Annotated in this window: 19 protein-coding genes and 1 riboswitch; of the genes, 8 read left to right on the forward strand and 11 right to left on the reverse strand. The window is 34.9% G+C overall.

What is annotated here, in order from left to right:
- Positions 1-133: 133 nt before the first annotated feature.
- Entirely contained in the window at positions 134-583 is a 450-nt protein-coding gene (locus DM447_RS14625) for an Lrp/AsnC family transcriptional regulator (RefSeq protein ID WP_112181924.1), read from the forward strand.
- A 96-nt stretch (positions 584-679) separates the two neighbouring features.
- On the opposite strand, the gene DM447_RS14630 is transcribed toward DM447_RS14625, so the two are convergent.
- Positions 680-862: a cold-shock protein gene (locus DM447_RS14630; protein WP_112181925.1), complete on the reverse strand. Its 183-nt coding sequence runs from the start codon at positions 860-862 to the stop codon at positions 680-682.
- 209 nt (positions 863-1,071) lie between these two features.
- Here DM447_RS14630 and DM447_RS14635 point away from each other — a divergent pair, with 209 nt between their 5' ends.
- Positions 1,072-1,545: a nucleoside deaminase gene (locus DM447_RS14635; RefSeq protein ID WP_112181926.1), complete on the forward strand. Its 474-nt coding sequence runs from the start codon at positions 1,072-1,074 to the stop codon at positions 1,543-1,545.
- Between the two features lie 44 nt (positions 1,546-1,589).
- On the opposite strand, the gene gloA2 is transcribed toward DM447_RS14635, so the two are convergent.
- A complete protein-coding gene (gene gloA2 / locus DM447_RS14640) occupies positions 1,590-1,973 on the reverse strand; it encodes an SMU1112c/YaeR family gloxylase I-like metalloprotein (protein ID WP_112181927.1) in 384 nt (127 codons plus the stop codon).
- A gap of 339 nt (positions 1,974-2,312) precedes the next feature.
- Between gloA2 and DM447_RS14645 the strand changes: the two genes are divergently transcribed.
- Positions 2,313-3,239 carry an aldo/keto reductase gene (locus DM447_RS14645; protein ID WP_112181928.1) on the forward strand — a complete coding sequence of 309 codons (927 nt, stop codon included), beginning with the start codon at positions 2,313-2,315 and terminating at the stop codon, positions 3,237-3,239.
- Between the two features lie 292 nt (positions 3,240-3,531).
- On the opposite strand, the gene DM447_RS18395 is transcribed toward DM447_RS14645, so the two are convergent.
- The gene (locus DM447_RS18395; RefSeq protein ID WP_157967331.1) at positions 3,532-3,684 is read right to left on the reverse strand and encodes a hypothetical protein; all 153 of its coding nucleotides are present in this window, start codon (positions 3,682-3,684) and stop codon (positions 3,532-3,534) included.
- Positions 3,685-4,325: 641 nt separating this feature from the next.
- Between DM447_RS18395 and ppc the strand changes: the two genes are divergently transcribed.
- From ppc to DM447_RS14660, 3 genes are all read left to right on the forward strand, one after another.
- Positions 4,326-7,082, forward strand: a complete 2,757-nt coding sequence (ppc, locus tag DM447_RS14650) for a phosphoenolpyruvate carboxylase (RefSeq protein WP_112181929.1) — start codon at positions 4,326-4,328, stop codon at positions 7,080-7,082.
- Positions 7,083-7,402: 320 nt separating this feature from the next.
- On the forward strand, positions 7,403-7,567 hold the full coding sequence (locus DM447_RS14655) for a Spo0E family sporulation regulatory protein-aspartic acid phosphatase (protein ID WP_112181930.1): 165 nt from the start codon (positions 7,403-7,405) through the stop codon (positions 7,565-7,567).
- Positions 7,568-7,651: 84 nt separating this feature from the next.
- Positions 7,652-7,733: riboswitch (cyclic di-GMP riboswitch) on the forward strand.
- 546 nt (positions 7,734-8,279) lie between these two features.
- Entirely contained in the window at positions 8,280-10,166 is a 1,887-nt protein-coding gene (locus DM447_RS14660) for a PTS fructose transporter subunit IIABC (protein WP_112181931.1), read from the forward strand.
- A 51-nt stretch (positions 10,167-10,217) separates the two neighbouring features.
- Here the strand turns inward: DM447_RS14660 and DM447_RS14665 are convergent, their stop codons facing one another.
- The 4 genes from DM447_RS14665 to galE all read right to left on the reverse strand — a co-directional run bounded on the left by DM447_RS14665 (position 10,218) and on the right by galE (position 15,306).
- Positions 10,218-11,165, reverse strand: a complete 948-nt coding sequence (locus DM447_RS14665) for an LCP family glycopolymer transferase (protein WP_112181932.1) — start codon at positions 11,163-11,165, stop codon at positions 10,218-10,220.
- A 323-nt stretch (positions 11,166-11,488) separates the two neighbouring features.
- Positions 11,489-12,451: a phosphoglycerate dehydrogenase gene (locus DM447_RS14670; RefSeq protein WP_112181933.1), complete on the reverse strand. Its 963-nt coding sequence runs from the start codon at positions 12,449-12,451 to the stop codon at positions 11,489-11,491.
- Between the two features lie 83 nt (positions 12,452-12,534).
- Complete coding sequence (locus DM447_RS14675) at positions 12,535-14,274, reverse strand: phospho-sugar mutase (protein ID WP_112181934.1); 1,740 nt, start codon at positions 14,272-14,274, stop codon at positions 12,535-12,537.
- A 45-nt stretch (positions 14,275-14,319) separates the two neighbouring features.
- On the reverse strand, positions 14,320-15,306 hold the full coding sequence (gene galE, locus DM447_RS14680; protein WP_112181935.1) for a UDP-glucose 4-epimerase GalE: 987 nt from the start codon (positions 15,304-15,306) through the stop codon (positions 14,320-14,322).
- A 277-nt stretch (positions 15,307-15,583) separates the two neighbouring features.
- Here galE and DM447_RS14685 point away from each other — a divergent pair, with 277 nt between their 5' ends.
- Complete coding sequence (locus DM447_RS14685; protein WP_112181936.1) at positions 15,584-16,540, forward strand: ribose-phosphate diphosphokinase; 957 nt, start codon at positions 15,584-15,586, stop codon at positions 16,538-16,540.
- Between the two features lie 74 nt (positions 16,541-16,614).
- Here DM447_RS14685 and DM447_RS14690 read toward each other — a convergent pair whose 3' ends face one another.
- The 3 genes from DM447_RS14690 to DM447_RS14700 form a co-directional block, all read right to left on the reverse strand.
- Complete coding sequence (locus tag DM447_RS14690) at positions 16,615-17,304, reverse strand: LrgB family protein (protein ID WP_112181937.1); 690 nt, start codon at positions 17,302-17,304, stop codon at positions 16,615-16,617.
- Positions 17,304-17,669 (reverse strand): CidA/LrgA family protein, encoded by a 366-nt coding sequence (locus DM447_RS14695; RefSeq protein ID WP_112181938.1) that lies wholly within the window; start codon positions 17,667-17,669, stop codon positions 17,304-17,306. The genes DM447_RS14690 and DM447_RS14695 overlap by 1 nt, the downstream gene beginning before the upstream one ends.
- A gap of 118 nt (positions 17,670-17,787) precedes the next feature.
- Positions 17,788-18,654: a LysR family transcriptional regulator gene (locus DM447_RS14700; protein WP_112181939.1), complete on the reverse strand. Its 867-nt coding sequence runs from the start codon at positions 18,652-18,654 to the stop codon at positions 17,788-17,790.
- 113 nt (positions 18,655-18,767) lie between these two features.
- On the opposite strand from DM447_RS14700, the gene DM447_RS14705 reads away from it, so the two are divergent.
- The gene (locus DM447_RS14705) at positions 18,768-19,229 is read left to right on the forward strand and encodes a DinB family protein (RefSeq protein WP_112181940.1); all 462 of its coding nucleotides are present in this window, start codon (positions 18,768-18,770) and stop codon (positions 19,227-19,229) included.
- An 82-nt stretch (positions 19,230-19,311) separates the two neighbouring features.
- Here DM447_RS14705 and DM447_RS14710 read toward each other — a convergent pair whose 3' ends face one another.
- Positions 19,312-19,581 (reverse strand): AbrB/MazE/SpoVT family DNA-binding domain-containing protein, encoded by a 270-nt coding sequence (locus DM447_RS14710; RefSeq protein ID WP_112181941.1) that lies wholly within the window; start codon positions 19,579-19,581, stop codon positions 19,312-19,314.
- Between the last annotated feature and the right edge of the window lie 75 nt (positions 19,582-19,656).

Genomic DNA, 19,656 nt, shown 5'->3' on the forward strand with positions numbered 1-19,656 from the left:
AAATAGTGTAAAAGTGTATTATTTGCGTTATAATAATAAGTAAATACAAATTAATTATACATTTGTTAAGCATAATTATCAATATGATTAACAAACGTTATTTTAGGATTAATCAAAGATTGGAGCATTACTAATGGAGCTAGATCAAACGGATAAAAAAATAGTCGAATTATTAATAGAAGATGGTAGATTGTCCTATACAGAAATCGGTAAAGTGTTGCAGTTATCCCGTGTAGCTGTAAGAGCACGTGTTCACCAGCTAATGGATGAAGGTGTTATTGAGAAGTTCACCTGTGTTGTAAATAGTGAGAAAACAGGTAAGAATGTTTCTGCTTTTTTTGAAGTTGACTGTGCACCAGCAAATTTAGTTGAGGTTGCAGAGAGTTTGGCAAACAATCCTGTAGTCGCAAGTTGCTATCAAATGACTGGACCTAGCACACTTCATATGCATGTATTAGTTAGTGATTTCACTCAATTGGAGAGCTTCATTAACGAGGAATTATATGCTTTAGAGGGGATTACACGTGTAGAAAGTCATATTCTGCTTCGTAGATTTAAAAGTAGAACTGGTTTAAAGCTATAGGTATGAATGGGTTTAAACGGCAAACAAAAAGAGGATGGATTAGATAACCAACCTCTTCATTGTTTGCTATATACTTATAGGTATGGTTGTACATTCTTATGACAGTTTAGGTAAAACGCGTGTTTCTCTTGTCATCTCAGACTGACAAAGTGGACATTCAGGTTCCTTCTCAAAGGAATAAGCCTCGCGCATCCAACCTGGGCAATCTTCACTCGTGCAGGTCCAAACTTTTGTTTCTATTTCTTCAACCGGTTCCCTTTTATTATTATAATAAGCCATTGTGACATCCCCTTTCTTGGGTATTACTATTCATTATACGCTTTTTTATTCAAAAAAACAAAAGTACTATTCCATCTTTCTCTAGATCATAAATCACGTTTCCGAACATTATTAACGTTAAGTTATGATAATATTCAGATATTGCTTTATTTTTGCTTTAGTTATTGCTAATATAATACTAGAAATATTTTTTAATGGAGGAACATTTTATGGAAAACAATGAGAATTATATGCAAAAGGCTATTGAATTAGCCGTTAGCAATGTGAATAATAATGGCGGACCTTTCGGAGCGATTATCGTAGATCAAACAGGTACGGTTATCGGTACTGGTCAAAATCGTGTTACTGAAAATCATGATCCAACTGCACACGCAGAAGTGCAAGCAATCAGACAAGCATGTCAAAAGCTTGATACATTCCAACTCGATAATTGTGTACTATATACAAGTTGTGAACCATGTCCGATGTGTCTCGGCGCGATCTATTGGGCTCGCATTAAGAAAGTTTACTATGCTGCGGATCAGCAACTTGCAGCTGCAGGTGGTTTTGATGATGCCTTCATATATGAGGAAATTGCAAAACCATATGAAAAGCGTAAAATTCCTTTCCAATTACTAGATATCGACGATAAAAATAAACCATTTGAGACATGGAAAAGCCTAGAAGTTAAAATGGAATATTAAGAAAGTGATAGACGAGCATTTTTTGCTCGTCTATTCTTATGTTTTTATGCTTGATAAATCTCCAATGGCAATCCATCTGGATCACTAAAAAAAGTAAATTTTTTCTTTGTCAATTCATCTATTCGAATGGGCTCTGTTTCTACTCCTTGATCATTTAGGCGTGTTATCGTTTTTTCGATATCTTCTACTGTGAATGCAAGATGTCGTAGTCCTTGTGCTTCTGGATAACTAGGTCTATTTGGTGCATTTGGAAATGAGAATAATTCAATCACATAGGTAGAACCGATAGCGAGATCAAGCTTATAAGAATCTCTATCTGCTCTGTATGTTTCTTTGAGAACATCCAGGCCTAATTTAGTTGTGTAAAAATCTTTTGAAATCTGATAATCCGAACAGATAATGGCAATATGATGAATGGCACGAAACATTTAAGATCCCCCCCTATTTTACTAGCTTAGATGATTTCATTAGAAATTCAAGTTCTATTCGGTCATTTTCATCTCAATTACAGTAATCGAATTAAAACAGGACTTTTGTAGGATGGAATTCACCCTAAATTATTATATAATGAAAACGGTTACAAATTAACTTTATATCTTTTATTTATGAAAAAGAATGATCATTTTTCATTCACATAATGAAGAAGATATATTATTTTTTTCAATTTAGATTGTCCCCCTTTGGCATCCAATTCGTTGGGTGCCTCTTTTTTTATTTAATTATGTTACGATATTATTAATAACAAAATTTAACGATGAGGTGACAAAATGAAATACAGAAGACTTGGTGAAACAGACTTAGACGTTTCCGTAATTGGACTAGGTACTTGGCAATTTGGAGGTGAATGGGGAAAAGACTTCACCCAAAAAGAAGTCGATGCAATTCTAGATAAGGCAAATGAAAAAGGCATCAACTTACTAGATACTGCGGAGTGCTATGGCGATCATTTATCTGAGGAATTTATTGGTAATTATCTTCATTCACATAACCGAGAAGATTGGATTCTCGCAACAAAATTTGGCCATCACTTCCACAATAATTTTGAACGCACAAGACATTGGCAGGCTGATGACGTATTAAAACAGCTTGATCAATCATTAAAATCGCTCAAAACAGAGTACATTGATCTTTATCAAGCACATTCTTGTACAGATGAGGAATTTAAAAATGATGCTTTATGGACAATGTTAGATAAGCAAAAACAGGCAGGGAAAATACGCCATCTTGGTATTTCACTAAAATCAAATAAAAATCCTTATCAAACGCAAGCTGCTCGTGAGGTTGGGGCAACATCTATCCAAGTTGTCTACAATTGCTTAGATCAAGCACCTGAAGAGGAAATCTTTCCTATTGCTCAACAGAATAAGCTCGGCGTATTAGCTCGCGTACCACTTGCAAGTGGCTATCTGAGTGGCAAGTACAAACCAGGAGCTACCTTTGAAACTTCTGATGTTCGCTCACGTCATGATAAAGAAGAGACAGCAAAAAAATTAGCATTAGTAGAGGAAATTGCAAATTCAGAAGTTCCAAAAGATGTTCCTATGGCTACTTGGGCATTAGGATGGTGTCTCAAGCACACTGCTGTTACCACTGTTATTCCTGGCTGTAAAAACCCAGAACAAGTTACCAAAAATGCTGAAGCTGCCGATTTAGACATTGTATCGGATACACATCCACAACATCGAAGTAACTAATTAATTTTAGATTACGGTTCTTATCGCAATTAATGCATATTTGGGCATAGCAGATACTTAGGCGTAATGATGCGAGTTATTATTCCGGCGGTGCGGCGTGCTTTTCCGGCGATACACGCGGTATTCCGGCGGAGCGACCTGTTTTTCCGGCGGTACAAGCATTATTCCGGCGGAGTGACCTGTTTTTCCGGCGGTACAAGCGTTATTCCAGCGGAGTGACCTGTTTTTCCGGCGGTGCTCACATTATTAGAAGAAGCAGTGTTCTCACCTGAGAACACTGCTTTTGTTTGTTTTAGCGATCATGCTTTGTCAAATCAACGGGGATTGTATTATTCTTGTTCGTATACTTCATTAATTCCTCATTACTCGCTATTTCTTTTTCATTAGTTGTTGAGGCATAATGATCTTCATACTCTTCATCTATTTGTTTGTAACGTTTTCGCATAATATCCCTCCTTACACTATAGTGTATGTAGCGGTTGAATAATTCATGCTTTCAGGAACGCACATTCCTATTTAACAGCTTTTTTGCTTCTATCTCTTTTTACCAACCACTATATTATATATTACATTTTCCCCAGGACATTTTCGGATTAAACATATTTAAACCGTCATTTAATCTTATTGTGCCAACCTTTTTTATTCAAATGCACAAAAAAATACCTGCACTATATTATTGTACAAATCAAAATTCGAACAATAATATAGTACAGGCAAATACTTGCGAAGGGATGCAGCTAGCTTGCTACTTCTTTATCATACACAATAATGTAAACGCTATCAATAGTTTTTTTAAAAATTTACATATTATTTGAGTGAGTGACTTATAGTTTCAACTCCAATTTATTTATAATCTTAATTTAAGATGATTTATTTGATTTTTTTCTTGTTTCATTCTACTATTAAGATAGATATGCTTTATGTAAGATAAAGTTACAAACTTTTCAGTTATTATATCTAAAAAAACATGTTATGATATATCTATGTACCAATAAGAGAACCGTGTAACTACGAATCACACTATTTCTAAAAACAAATATGTGAATATTCTCAATTTTTATCAAATTTTCGAAAGGAAGTGAACACATGCAAACAAATACTGATCAGTTAGCTACCGTATCCTTGCATCGAGACGTTGAATATTTGAATAAAATCCTGGATAAAGTTTTATTCCACGAAGGTGGGGAGGAATTACTTGAAAAAGTCAATAAAATGCGCTCCCTCACTAAATCCTTACGTGATACAAAAGATTCTAGTGTTTACCTACAAATAAAACAGGAAGTTAGTCAACTTGAACATCCATTACGACAGAATGTTATACGTGCCTTCTCTACAAATCTGCATCTTTTTAATATTGCAGAGCAAAACTACCGCAGTAGACGCCGTAGAGAGTATCAGGCACAGGATGAGACAATCATCCAACCTGGTTCACTTGAGGAAGGTGTAAATACGTTATTTGAAAATGATGTTACACCAGAAAAAATTGGCGAACTGTTAGACAAGTTGTCACTAGAACTTGTTATTACTGCACATCCAACAGAAGCTACAAGACGAACAATGCTTAGAATTCACCAGCGTATTGCTGACTTATTAAAAGCTTCAGACTATTCAAGTACACGGTATTCTAAAAAAGTAATTGAAGAAACAATTGAAAATGAAATTACAATTCTGTGGCAATCATCTGAAATTCGCCAGAAAAAACCTTCTGTAATGAAAGAAGTTTCAAATGGTCTATATTTCTTTGATAAAGTTTTATTTGATGTGTTACCACAATTACATCAAGATCTAGAAGATTTATTGTATGAAAAATATAATAAACGCTGGCATGTCCCATCGTTTTTACGTTTCGGTTCTTGGATAGGCGGAGATCGTGATGGAAACCCTAACGTTAAAGCAGAAACTACATTTAAAACGTTGCAAACACATCGTGAACTTGTACTTAGTAAATACAAAGATTCATTAGACAAGTTAAAAGAACTACTTAGTCAGTCTGCTCGAAAAGTAACTATTACCGATGAATTATTCAAATCAATCGAAGAAGATCAAGAAGAATTAGACTATAATGGTTGGCATAAAGAAGACGAAGTATATCGGATTAAACTTGGTCTTATGCTAAAACGCTTGACTTATACGGAAGAAGATCATGAACTTGGCTATAAATCAGCTCAAGAATTAGTCGATGATCTATACTTAATGCAGGACAGTTTGAGCCAACATCATCCTACTCAAACACCTGTGAAACTATTACGCAAAGTAATTCGCCAAGTTGAAGTATTCGGTTTTCATCTTGCTACACTTGATGTTCGTAATCATAGTGGAGAACACGAAGCAACCCTTACAGAAATTTTACGTCAAGTAAATATCACTTCATCTTATAAAGATTTAGAAGAGAAAGAGAAAATGAACTTGCTTATTAAAGTACTAGAAGATCCACGTCCACTAATTTCTGTTTATGATGAATTCTCTGAAGGAACACAAGAGATGATCAATACATTCCGAACAATAAAAGACGCTAAAGATACTTTTGGTGAACGGGCAATTGAAGTTTACTTAATTAGTATGACAGCTTCTGTAAGTGACTTATTAGAAGTACTTGTTTTAGCAAAAGAAGTAGGTCTATATCGTGTGTATCCTGATGGATCAGTCATGAGTCGTTTACATGTCGCACCATTACTCGAAACAATTGATGACTTGAAGGATGGACCAGAGATCATTAAAAACTTATTGGATATTCCGCTTTATCGCAAACACTTAGAAGTTCGTGGTGACTTGCAAGAGATCATGCTTGGCTATTCCGATAGTAGTAAAGATGGCGGAACACTAACAGCTAACTGGGAGCTTTATAAAGCACAAGAAGAGATCCACTCTATCGCTGCTTCTTATGGTGTGAAGTTGAAGTATTTCCATGGACGTGGTGGTTCATTGGGTCGTGGCGGTGGTCCACTTTACTCTAGCCTATTATCACAACCACCAGTTACACTTGGAGACGGTGTGAAAATCACAGAACAAGGTGAAGTGCTTTCTTCACGTTATTTACTAAGTGATATTGCATATCGTAGTTTAGAGCAGGCAACAACTACTATGATGACCGCAATTGCAGGCTTTACTGATATACCAGAACAGAAGGAAATGCCAAATACCAAAGCATCAAGCGCAATGGGTAAAATTTCTGACTATGCGTTAGAAAAATATCAAGCGTTAATCTTTAAAGATGAAGGTTTCTTAACTTACTTTAACCAAGCGACCCCTTTAAATGAATTAGGTGCCTTGAATATTGGTTCAAGACCAATGAAACGTAAAGGTAGTAATCGATTCGAAGACTTGCGAGCTATTCCTTGGGTATTTGCTTGGACACAAAGCAGACAATTACTACCTGCCTGGTACGCTGCAGGAACAGGCATTAATAAATTCATAGAAGAAACTGGAGATCTTGAATTGCTCCAACACATGTATCAAACTTGGCCATTCTTCCAAGCAACCGTTAATAACTTACAAATGGCACTTACCAAAGCTGACCTAACTACAGCTAGTGAGTATACAAAAATGGTGGAAGATCCAATTATTCAAGCTAGAATTTTTGATCAAATTAAAGAAGAATATAATCTAACAAAATCCTTGGTATTAAAAATTTCAAAACAAGACGAGTTAATGGATCATAAACCAAACATAAAAGAATCTGTTAGGTTACGTAATCCTCTAGTTGATCCACTTAATTTGATACAAGTAAACTTAATCACGAAACTTCGTGAAGCTGAAGAAGATTCAGACGAAATGAATGAACTATTAACAGAAGTTTTACTTACAATTAATGGTATTGCAGCTGGTTTACGGAACACAGGTTGATTTTAAAGAAACTATTTCATCTAACGATGAAATAGTTTCTTTTTTTCACAAAAACTAAATTTGTTGTAAATTGTTAGATCTTTTTATGTTTTTTTAGAAACATGTCAATAAAGTCACTAACAACACAAACTTCGACAAAAAAACAAAAATTACCTATGTTTACAATCTATTGAATTCAGTGTAAAATTATAGTAGATTACACAATAGTTAGATGTATTACACACCAAAATAATAGTATAAAATCACATGGAAAGGTGGAATGAAAAATTAACGCTACATGCAAGAAAACAGATAAAAATAATGCGATTGGGGCTGTCATTGTGGGGGACACAAAAATAAAAAACGAACAGCTAGAGCAATTAAGACTTCAAATGTACATGAGATATAGTAAAACTAAAGACGAAAAAGAAATTGTAGAAATTTCACAGGAACTCGATAAGCTAATATATGAATTTATTTCAACTCCAAGTAAAAAAATCATTTAGCTTAAGACAATGTTTATTCATTCACTGCTATGAATATTTCTCCAACTAATACGTCCACACTACTCCTTACATTTAACACATTCTTATTAGCAAAGGCACAGCCATTGAAAAATGGTGTCGCAAAACTATAGGAGCTACGGGAAAACTACGCTTGCCAGTTATCAATATATATGAAAGTAAAAGGAGACAGGAATACGAATTAGGATGTATTCTTACTATTTAAAGGTAAAGAGACATCTCTACATATTTTAGTAGAGATGTCTCTTTATTTTCACAAAATTGCTATTGCCCCAACAGTTCTTGATTCTATTCAACCTGTAATTCACCTTTGACCCATACAAGCGCAGCATCAATTGCGTTACCTCCCTCCTTCATCTGTCACACCTACTTCTCGCTGTGATGTTTATGGATGTAAAAAATTGTGTTCCATTTTTTTCACACTCCTTTTATGCTTATTTTATCAGATTTTTTAAAAGTTAAAAAAATGATAATTATTGACTGATATTGAGTGAAAATGATTGATTTTTGAAAGCGCTTAGGTTAAGATGTATTTAAGAGGTTGATAGAATGATATTTAGAAGCATTATGTAAACGCTTTAAGGGTTAAAAACATAATGGAAAAACATTAGAAATTATTTTTGCATTTTAAATTACGTATAAAATTCTATAAAACCTCTCAAAATAAACATACAGCATAACTGGAGGGTAAAAAATGAAAATAACAGATTTACTCAAAAAAGACACGATTCAAGTAGATCTAAAAGCTGATTCAAAGGCTGGCGTAATTGATGAATTAATCAATACTTTAGATGATGCTGGAAAATTAGCAAACAAAGAAACATTTAAGCAAGAAATAGTTAAAAGAGAAGAACATACAACGACAGGAATAGGTGATGGGATTGCTATTCCCCATGCTAAAACTGCAGCAGTGAAAGAGCCTGCTATCGCTTTTGGACGTAGTAAAGACGGTATAGATTATGATTCTTTAGACGGAAAGCCAAGTCAGCTGTTCTTTATGATCGCTGCTTCAGAAGGTGCTAATAATGAGCACTTAGAAACATTAGCACGTCTTTCTAGTATGTTAATGGATGAAAATTTCCGTAAAACATTGTTAGAAGCAGAAACAAAAGATGCTATTTTCAATGCTATTAATGAAAAAGAACAAGAAAGATTAGAAGAGGAAGAATCAACCTCTTCTACAGATAGCTCTCAGAAGAAAATTCTAGCAGTTACAGCTTGTCCAACAGGAATTGCACATACATTTATGGCTGCAGATGCTTTAAAGAATAAAGCAAAAGAAATGGGCATTGATATCAAAGTCGAAACAAGAGGTTCTGGTGGCGCGAAAAATGTTTTAACTGCAGCAGAAATTGAATCTGCTGATGCTATTATTGTAGCTGCTGATACAAAAGTGGATATGAATCGCTTCAAAGGAAAGCCAGTTGTAGAAGTTCCTGTAGCAGACGGTATTCGTCGCCCACAAGAATTAATCGATAAAGCATTAAGTGGCAAAGTTCCCAATTTCAAAGGAACTGATGAAAAAGCTAGTGCTAGTGACGATAACGAAGAATCAACGAAGTCAAATCAAAATTCTTTCTACACACACTTAATGAATGGTGTTTCTCACATGTTACCGTTTGTTGTTGGTGGTGGAATTCTAATCGCAATTGCTTTCATGTTTGGAATTGAAGCACATGTACAAGGTAATCCTGATTATAACCGTTTCGCTGAAGCATTGAATACTATTGGTGGCGGAAATGCCTTTGGATTAATGATTCCAGTATTAGCTGGTTTTATTGCAATGAGTATTGCCGATAGGCCAGGACTCGCTCCAGGTATGGTCGGCGGTTTCATGGCATCACAAGGTGGATCAGGTTTTCTTGGTGGTTTGATTGCAGGTTTTCTTGCAGGTTACATTATTCTTTTATTGAAAAAGTTATTAACAAAATTACCACAGTCACTTGAAGGAATAAAATCAATACTACTTTATCCTGTATTTGGTATCTTTTTCACAGGTATGATTATGTTCTTTGTAGTTGATACACCAGTAACTTGGTTTAATGAAGCACTTGGTAGCTGGTTACAAGGAATGGGTACAGCCAATGCAGTAATTCTCGGCTTGGTATTAGGTGGTATGATGGCAGTTGATATGGGTGGTCCAGTTAATAAAGCTGCATACACATTTGGTATTGCAATGATCGCAGATGGTTTCTTTACACCGCATGCTGCAATCATGGCTGGAGGTATGGTACCACCACTTGGTATTGCTTTAGCAACATTTATCTTTAAAAACAAATTTACAAAACAAGAACGTGATACAGGTGGAACAAATGTTATTATGGGGCTTTCCTTTATTACAGAAGGGGCAATCCCATTCGCTGCGGCAGATCCCGCACGCGTAATTCCTGCTGCTGTTGCAGGTTCAGCTGTTGCAGGTGCATTATCAATGGCATTTAACATTGGAATTCAAGCTCCACATGGTGGTATTTTTGTTATCGGGTTAGTTGAAGGAAGTGCACTTCTTTACTTACTTGCAATCGCAGTAGGTACTGTTGTTACAGCAATGCTCTTAGGTATTCTGAAGAAAAATAAAGTTTAATGCAAAAAGCGATGTTCCTAATGAAGGAGCATCGCTTTTTTTATTATTCTATTAATTGGTTTTCTTTATCATGTCATGTACTTTTGCAATCTCTTCATCAGACACACTTAAGTAGTAAATACCATCTATTGTAGTACCTTGACCTTGTAACATATAATTACTAACGTTTTGTCTCGTGTTACTATAATTCAAGAATAAATCTTGCATATCACTAAAGTCCATGTTGGTAGCTACATTGTCACCAAGAACATCAAGAATATCACCAATCTTTGTCACAGATCCAATACTTGCTCCTTGGTTAATTATGCCTTCAATAACTTTTCGTTGACGCTTCGTTCGGCCAAAATCACCATCTGGATCTTGTTTACGCATACGCACAAATCCCATTGTTTCTGCACCATTAAGGTTTAGCTCACCTTCAGCATAGTGATAGCCCTCTTTGTAATAGCCAGTATCTACCCAATCGATTTCATTTTGAACAGTAATTCCACCAACAGCATCAACAAGACCTTCTAAACCTTCCATATTGATCTGTACATAGTAATCCAATTCTACATCAAGAAAATTCTCTACAGTATCAATTGTCATATCTACACCACCAAAGGCATAAGCATGATTAATCTTATCTTCTGTACCTCGGCCAATAATCTCTGTTCTTGTATCTCGCGGAATACTAACAATTTGTAAACTGTTATCTGCAGGATTTAAGGAAAGGACCATTAGTGCATCCGAACGACCAGGGTCATCTCCACGTTGATCCGTTCCAAGTAATAAGACATTTAATTGTTCTTGATTTTCGATCTTCTCTTTAGCAATATCCGTATCAATTGTATCTACGGGTTGGTGAATTTGACTATCTACCGTTTGCTGTGCATCCATATAAACGGAAATCACAAAACCAACTATTGCTAGTACTATAACTAAAATCACACTTAACATGATTAACAGCCATTTTTTCTTTTTCGACTTTTTTTTGGTTGTACGCTTAACATCCACCATAAAGTGACACCTCTTTCTACGTTTCCATTTTTGAACTATTGGACTATTATACTACAATATTCCAAAAAAACATCCACTATATTTTGTAATGTTTTTATAATTTATTTAAAATACATAAAAGTCGAACTAATAGTATGTTTTTTTGAAAAGCATTCGTAAATGAGCTTGTCAAATTATGTCTTAGATACTTCCAAATTATCAAAATAATACCTTCTCGAGAACCGTTTTCTACTAGCAGGAAATTAAAACAAAAAGTAAAAAAGCAGGAAAACCACTCTCACTTATGGTTTTCCTGCTTTTTTATTTGTACGCGAGCAATAATTTCAATTACTAATCAAATATTCAAGCTGTTCTCCAGCTAAAAAGCGCTGTAAGTTTTCTATTGTTACATTCCCTGTTCGCTCAATTGCTTCAAATGTTGCGCCTCCAATGTGAGGTGTTGCGATTAAATTCGGTAAATAAGGTAAGCCATTAGTAGGCGGCTCTTCAGCAAAAACATCGAGTGCTGCACCTTTTATTTGGCTAGTTTTTAAAGCATCTATTAAATCGATTTCTTTCACTAAACCACCGCGTGAAACGTTAATTAAAAAGCCAGTAGGTTTCATTAAACCTAACGTTTCTTTATTAATCATCTCTCGGTTGTGATCATTTACCGTCGTACAGATGACTACAAAATCAGATACAGCTAATAATTCCTTTAATTCAACAAATGTTACATTTAACGACTTAGCTGCCTCTTCGTCTTTATGATTGCCAAATGCAACAACATCCATATCAAACCCACTTGCGCGTTTCGCTAAAGTTTTGCCAATCGCTCCAAAACCAATCACTCCTAATGTTTTTTTCTGTACTTCAAATCCTACAGATAGTTCCCAATGCTTCGCTTTAATCTGTGTATCCTTTACTGGAATCTCTCTAGCAGCAGCTAACATTAACCCAAAAGCTAAATCTGCTGCTGAAGGTGCATTCTGACCAGGAGCATTCGTTACGGGAATACCCTTTTCTCTTGCGTATGCAACGTCAATGTTATCGTACCCCGCACCATATTTCATAATGTATTGTAGATTAGTAGCCTGATCAATCACTTCTCGATCAATTTTTACGACTGTCACAATAATTATATCCACATCTTTCACATACGAGAGTAATTCACTTTTTTCAATTCCATTATCGGTATGATATAAGGCTTTTACTTCAATTCCTAATTTTTCAACATCTTTAATGAATTTCGGATTCGCTTCGTAAAACGCATCACGTAATAATAATAGTGCTTTCAGCTTTCTCATCCCCTTTACACAAAAAATATTCTTTTCATATAAAAACCCAACCTTCTCAATAATTTATTGGAAGATTAGGTTTGTTAAATTCTTTATTTAGTTAATGCATGTACACGGGCCATTACTTCTGATTCAACTAATTGTAGTTTTTCTTTAGTTGTTTCTAGTGTATCTCCTGTTACTGCGAAATAAAATTTTATTTTCGGCTCTGTACCAGAAGGACGTAAACAGAACCATGATCCATCTGCTAATTTGTATTTTAATACATTTGATTTTGGTAATTCAATTGTTTCTGTTTGATTAGACGCAACTAGTTTGCGCACACTCGCTTGATAATCTTCAATCGTTACAACTTTCTGGTTAGCTATTGTAGCTGGTGGGTTATTTCTGAATTCAGATAATAAACCTTGAATTTGCTCTGCACCGTCTTTTCCTTTTAATGTTAGAGATTGTAATGATTCATAGTAATAACCATATTCCTCAAAAATAGCTAACAGACCTTGATACAAAGTTTTACCTTGCGCTTTATAATATGCTGCAACCTCTGCGATTAGCATACAACTTTGTACCGCATCTTTATCACGAACAAAATCACCAATTAAATAACCATAACTTTCTTCGTAACCAAACAAGAAGCTTTTCTCGCTACTTGCTTCAAATTCTTTTATTTTTTCACCAATAAATTTGAAGCCTGTCAAAGTATCAATCGTTTCTAAACCGTGTTTCGTTGCAATATCTCGGCCTATTTCTGAAGTTACAATTGTTTTTAATACTGTAGCATTTGATGACAATTTACCTTGACGTTTCTTCTCAGTAATTAAATAATTTAAAAGAAGTGCACCAACCTGATTTCCAGACAAAACCTGGTAGTTCCCTGATTCGTCTTTAACCGCAACTCCTACACGATCCGCATCAGGATCTGTCGCTAATAGAATATCTGCACCGTTTTTCTTACCTTGTTCAATTGCTAATTCAAATGCTGCATGTTCTTCAGGATTTGGCGATTTAACTGTTGAAAAATTCGGATCAGGAAGTTCTTGGTCTTTTACTATCTCAATGTTTTTAAAGCCCATACGCTTTAACCCGTCACGTACAGGAATGTTTCCTGTTCCATGTAACGGTGTGTAAATAATCTTAAAATCATTTGCTACCTTTTTGACATTCTCTCGATTTACTATAATCGATTCTAATTGTTTTTGGTAAGCTTGATCGACCTTTTCACCAATCATTTGTAATAGACCCGTATCTTTTAATCCGGCCTCATCTGCAACTTTCACTTCTAATTCATTTTCTACTGCATTTACTTTGGAAATAATGACTTCTGCTGCTTCTGGTGGAATTTGACCACCGTCATTGCCATAAACTTTGAAACCATTATATTCAGGTGGATTATGGCTTGCCGTAATGACTATACCACTATAGGCATGGAGATAACGAACAGCAAATGATAATTCAGGTGTTGCACGTAAACTATCAAATACGTATGTCTGGATACCGTGTTCACCTAATGTTTTTGCAGCTTCCATTGCAAATAACGATGATTTGTAACGACAATCATAAGCTATGACTACGCCACGTGTTTTCGCTTTTTCACCGTTTTCTTCTATGTAACGAGCTAAACCCTCACAGGCTTTTCTTATTGTATATATGTTCATTCGGTTCGTTCCTGGCCCCAATTCACCGCGCATACCACCCGTACCAAATTCCAATTCCTTGTAAAAGCTATCTTCCGATAATTTATCGTCTGTTGAAATATCAGCTAGCTGTTGCTTTAATTCTGTATCTAACTGCTCATATTGATTCCACTTTTGAAAATTTACTTTCCAATCCATTTAAATCGCCTCCATTTTGTTTATTGTTACTACTAGTTTACCGGTTTATTTTTTATATCCATCTGGATGAGTCCGATGCCAATCCCATGCATGACAGATCATTGTTTCCAAGTCACCGTACTGTGGATTCCAATTCAACTCTTCTTTTGCCTTAGTAGAAGAGGCAATAAGTGTTGCTGGGTCACCTGTACGTCTCGGCACAACCGTAGTAGGAATCTCATGCTCCGTAACTTTTCTGCATGTTTCGATAACTTGTTTCACAGAAAAACCATGGCCATTTCCTAGATTATATATCGCACTCTCATTTTTTTCGATCATTTTTTTCACAGCTTGATAGTGTGCTTGTGCTAAGTCAATAACATGAATGTAATCACGGACACATGTACCATCTTCGGTAGAATAGTCATCTCCAAAAATAGAAACCTGATCTCGTTGTCCCAAAGCCACTTGAAGTACAATAGGAATTAAATGTGTCTCAGGATCATGATCTTCTCCAATACGTCCATTTGGATCTGCACCCGCCGCATTAAAATAGCGTAAACAAACTGATTTTAAGCCATAAGCTTGATCGCTCCATTTTAGCATTTTTTCAATAGCAAGTTTTGTCTCACCGTAAGGATTTGTCGGTATTGTAGAATCAGCCTCTGTTATTGGTACGGAATCTGGCTCCCCGTATGTAGCAGCTGTAGAAGAAAACACAAACCGCTTGATATCATATTCAACCATTTTCTTAAGAAGAGCATGCGTGCCTATTACATTGTTTTCATAATATTGAAGTGGGTCTTTGACACTCTCACCTACGAGAGAATCTGCTGCAAAATGAATTACTGCGTCGATATCATGTGTTTGGAATATCTCATCAAGTAATCGTTCATCTTTCAATTCTCCTTCATAAAAAGGCGTATCAGCTATCGCATCACGATGTCCTTTTTGAAGACTATCTAATATAACTACTTCTTCTCCTTGGTCTTTCAAATACATCGCTGTATGACTGCCTATATAACCAGCACCGCCTGTAATTAATAAACGCATATGTTTCCTCCTCTTTTCCCTTATTTCTATGTCAGTATATGTATGTATAGTTACTAAGAACTAATTATATCAAAAATTCAGGCGTTAGTCTCTATAACTAAAGTAAAAGGTGAAATAATTAATACGCTTACAATTTAATTATTTATAGCGACATCATTAATTTGTAAGTTATAGTCGAATTTTTTCTTTTCAACAGTTCAGATATCTAGCATTATCCTTCCGTTTGTTTTACAATGAATGTATATGTAATCGTTATGAAGAAAAGGAGCGATCGTTCGTGTCCATCGAATATCAAAAAGAAGAGATAAAAATTTTCACTCTAAGTTCTAATCCTGCTTTAGCAGAAGAAATTGCAACATTGTCTGGTCTGGAATTAGGTGACTGTTCTGTTAAAACCTTTAGTGATGGTGAAATACAGATTAATATTGAAGAGAGTGTACGCGGCTGTGATACATATGTAATCCAATCAACTTGTGATCCAGCAGACCAACACATTATGGAAATGTTAATTATGCTAGATGCATTAAAACGTGCTTCTGCAAAAACAGTTAATGTCGTAATTCCTTACTATGGATATGCACGACAAGATCGTAAAACAAAAGCACGTGAACCAATTGTGGCCAAGTTAATTGCTGATTTAATTCAAAAAGCAGGCGCTTCTCGTGTAATTTCACTAGATCTTCATGCAACACAAGCACAAGGATTTTTCGACTTGCCTGTTGATCAGTTAGCCGGTATTCCTATTCTAGCTACTTATTTCTTAGGTAAACAATTAGAAAACGTCGTTGTTGTTGCGCCTGATCACGGTAGTGTCAAAAGAGCACGTCAATTCGCTGATCGTCTTCATGCCCCAATTGCTATTTTAGATAGACGAGGTCCACGAGATGTTGACTCGTCTCAATTAAATGTCGTTGGTGACATCGAAGGAAAAACTGCTATACTCATTGACGATATTGTTGATACGGGAAGACGTATAACAATGGGGGCAAAAACACTAATCGAGAATGGCGCCAAAGAAGTTTACGCTACATGTACACATCCTGTACTATCTGGAATTGCAAAGCAAAATATTGATAATTCACCAATTAAAGAGTTGGTTGTAACAAACAGTATTCATATTCCAAAAGAAAAGTATAGCGAAAAGATAATAGAATTAAGTGTTGCACCATTATTTGCTGATGCAATTTCACGTGTTCATAATCAAGAATCTGTTAGTTCACTATTTTTTGATTAATCAACTAAAAAAGGAGGAGCAGCACCCTAAACTGGGTATGCTGCTCCTCTTTTTTAAAATTGTTAAACGTAGTATTAATAAATAAACCCTACTAAACTCGGGATTAGAAATTTACCCCAAATAATTGTAATACTTGCAGCTAATATCATTGCAAGTGTTGAAAAAGTTGTAGCTTCTTCTCCGTATTCTATTGCTTTATTCGTCCCAACTCCATGCGCACTCATACCAAGTGCTAATCCTTTTGCAATTGGCGATTTGATTGCTAGACCTTTGATTACACTCGGTCCAATAATTCCTCCTACAATACCTGTGATAATTACAAATACAGTCGTTAAGGTTGGTAGTCCACCAATATCCTTAGAAACTTCAATAGCAATTGGAGTTGTAATCGAACGAGGTAGAACACTTACTAAAAAATTTTTATCTAAATGTAATAGTAGAGACATTCCAAAAGATGTAAACACAGCAATTAATGACCCGACTGTCACACTTACCATAATCATTCCAATATGTTTTTTTAACAGTTCTAAATGTTTATATATTGGGATGGCAAATGCGATTGTTGCAGGTCCAAGCATATGTGTTAAGAATGTTGCACCACTTATATAGTTATTTGCAGGAATTTTCAATAAAAAAATAATTCCTATTATCAAAATAGGAGTTAATAATAACGGATGAAATAATGGAAATGTCACTTTTTTATTTAATGCTTTGGTAAGTCGGTATAAACCGAACGTTAGTATCGTCACAATAATAATATTCACTAAGCATCCGTCCTTTTGGGTTTCTCAAACCAGTCAGCAATAAAAGCAGTCAAGGCCATCACAATAAATGTACTAAGACCAATAATTAAGACAATTTCAACACCTTGCCAGCTAGCAATTTCATCATAATTAACAATACCAACAGCTGATGGAATAAAAAATAATAATAATTCTGCCATTAACCAATTGGCTCCTTGTTCTACCCATTCTAGTTTTATGATTTTGAAAAATAACGCCAAGAATAATAGTACTAAACCAATCATGGAGGCCGGTATAGGGATGGAAAGAAGATGCTTCAAACCAATAGCCAATAGCAAAAAAACATGAATAAATATAATCTGTATTAAAATTTTTCCGATTCTCATCCTGAACACTCCTACTTTTTCCGATACTGATTACTTGTTATCTTCAGCATACTACTGCTAGGAGTATTCGTAAAATACATAGTTATTATAATATGTATAACTTATAGTTATACACTGATCATTTTATAAATTGAATAAATGTCCGTCCTGCAAAGGAAAGATATTTATCTTTTTTCTGAATTACTGCTAAATTCCAAGGGATGACTGGTGTCAGATCTAACACATGAACCCTATCACTCTTTACTCGTTCACAAATCGACTTAGGTAAAATCGTAATACCTAGATTAGCAACAACCATCTCAGACATTAGGTCCCATTGTGAACTTTTAAATAAAATTTTAGGTTCATACCCTGCCTGCAAAAATTTCTCCCACATTAGATCATGCAATGCAAAATCTTCGTGGTAAAAAATAAATTCTTCTTCCCCTAATTCACTCAAATCGACAATATCCCGATTAGCAAGTGGGTGATCACGATGCACAATCACTTTCATATCTTCTTTGACAATAGGATAGCTATCAAACAAATTCTCATCAACTGGCAAAACCGTGACAGCTAAGTCCAACTCCCCTTCTTGGACGCTTTTCACTACTTTTGCTCCCCCATATTCAGTAATTGTTATTTTAATATTTGGATACAACTTATGAAACTTCGCTAATAAATCCGGGAAAAACAAGCTCCCGATAATAGGCGGTAAACCAAAATGAATTTCTCCCCGTTTCAATTCTGTCAGATCATTTAAAACTGTAGTCATATCTTTTAAATCATTATTTATTTTTTTTGCATATTCATAAACGACCATACCAGCATCTGTTAATTCACTTGTTTTATTTGTACGAATCAGCAAGGTCATACCTAATTCTTCTTCCATATTCTTCAGCATTTTACTTAATGCTGGTTGCGATACATGTAGGACTAATGCAGCTTTTGAGATACTTTTCTGTTTTGCTACTTCAAAAAAGTAGTGTAATTGGCGTAACTCCATGAGACAAGCTCCTTTTTTTAAAAAATTCCCCAATCTATTTATATTATTATCATAATCGACCCGCTTCTGTCGATATAATAGTTATATATTAGACAAGTAGGAGCGATAAAATAATGACAAAAGCAATATTTTTAGACCAATTAAACGCAATTCAAAAACAAAACACTTGGTTTTTTTCATTAAAAAGTGCATTACATGGTTTAAATGAAGAAGATGCAAAGCGTAAGGAAATTATAAATTCAATTGAGGGGATTGTTCAGCATTTAATTTTTTATAATGATCTAGAGCTTAGAAAATTCAAAGGCGAAACATTGGAACAAAGTTTCAAGTCTGATCATATAACCTATCGGAATAAAGAACAAACAAGCTGGATTGCAACAACAGTGACATTACATGCTATTTTACACGATTGGGAGCAATCAATTAAACACGCTGATCAAGAGAAAATAAGTGCCTGGGAAGAAACATTATCATATCTACTTTTACACAATGCCTATCACATTGGACAAATTGTTTATATAAGGAAACTAGTAGGAGATTGGAAAAATAAAAACGGTGTTGATTATAACTTTTAATTGAATAGATTGTTAGATTTTACTATACATTTTAAAAGGCAAGCATGTACTCCTTTGAGTACATGTTTGCCTTTATTCGTAATTATTTTGATTGTAATTCTTTTAATAGTAATGCAATACCTTCTTGACTTAATACAACTTTACCATCAAAAAATGATTGGTTATCATCACTAACTTCACCTGTTATAGCACAAGCCTTTTCTGCTTTAAACTTACGTAACACAATCTTTTCACTATCTGTAAAAATCTCTAAAGGGTCTTTAGGATCGATCCCAAGAGAGCTTCGTAATTCTTTTGGTAAAACAATTCTTCCTAGATGATCCGTTTTTCTAACAATTCCTGTGCTTTTCATTATATGTATTTCTCCCTAGTAATTATAGTATTTATTAATAGAATAACACATTTCAATCGTTTTGTAATTTTTATA

It is taken from the genome of Paraliobacillus zengyii, assembly GCF_003268595.1.
Taxonomy (GTDB): domain Bacteria; phylum Bacillota; class Bacilli; order Bacillales; family Amphibacillaceae; genus Paraliobacillus_A; species Paraliobacillus_A zengyii.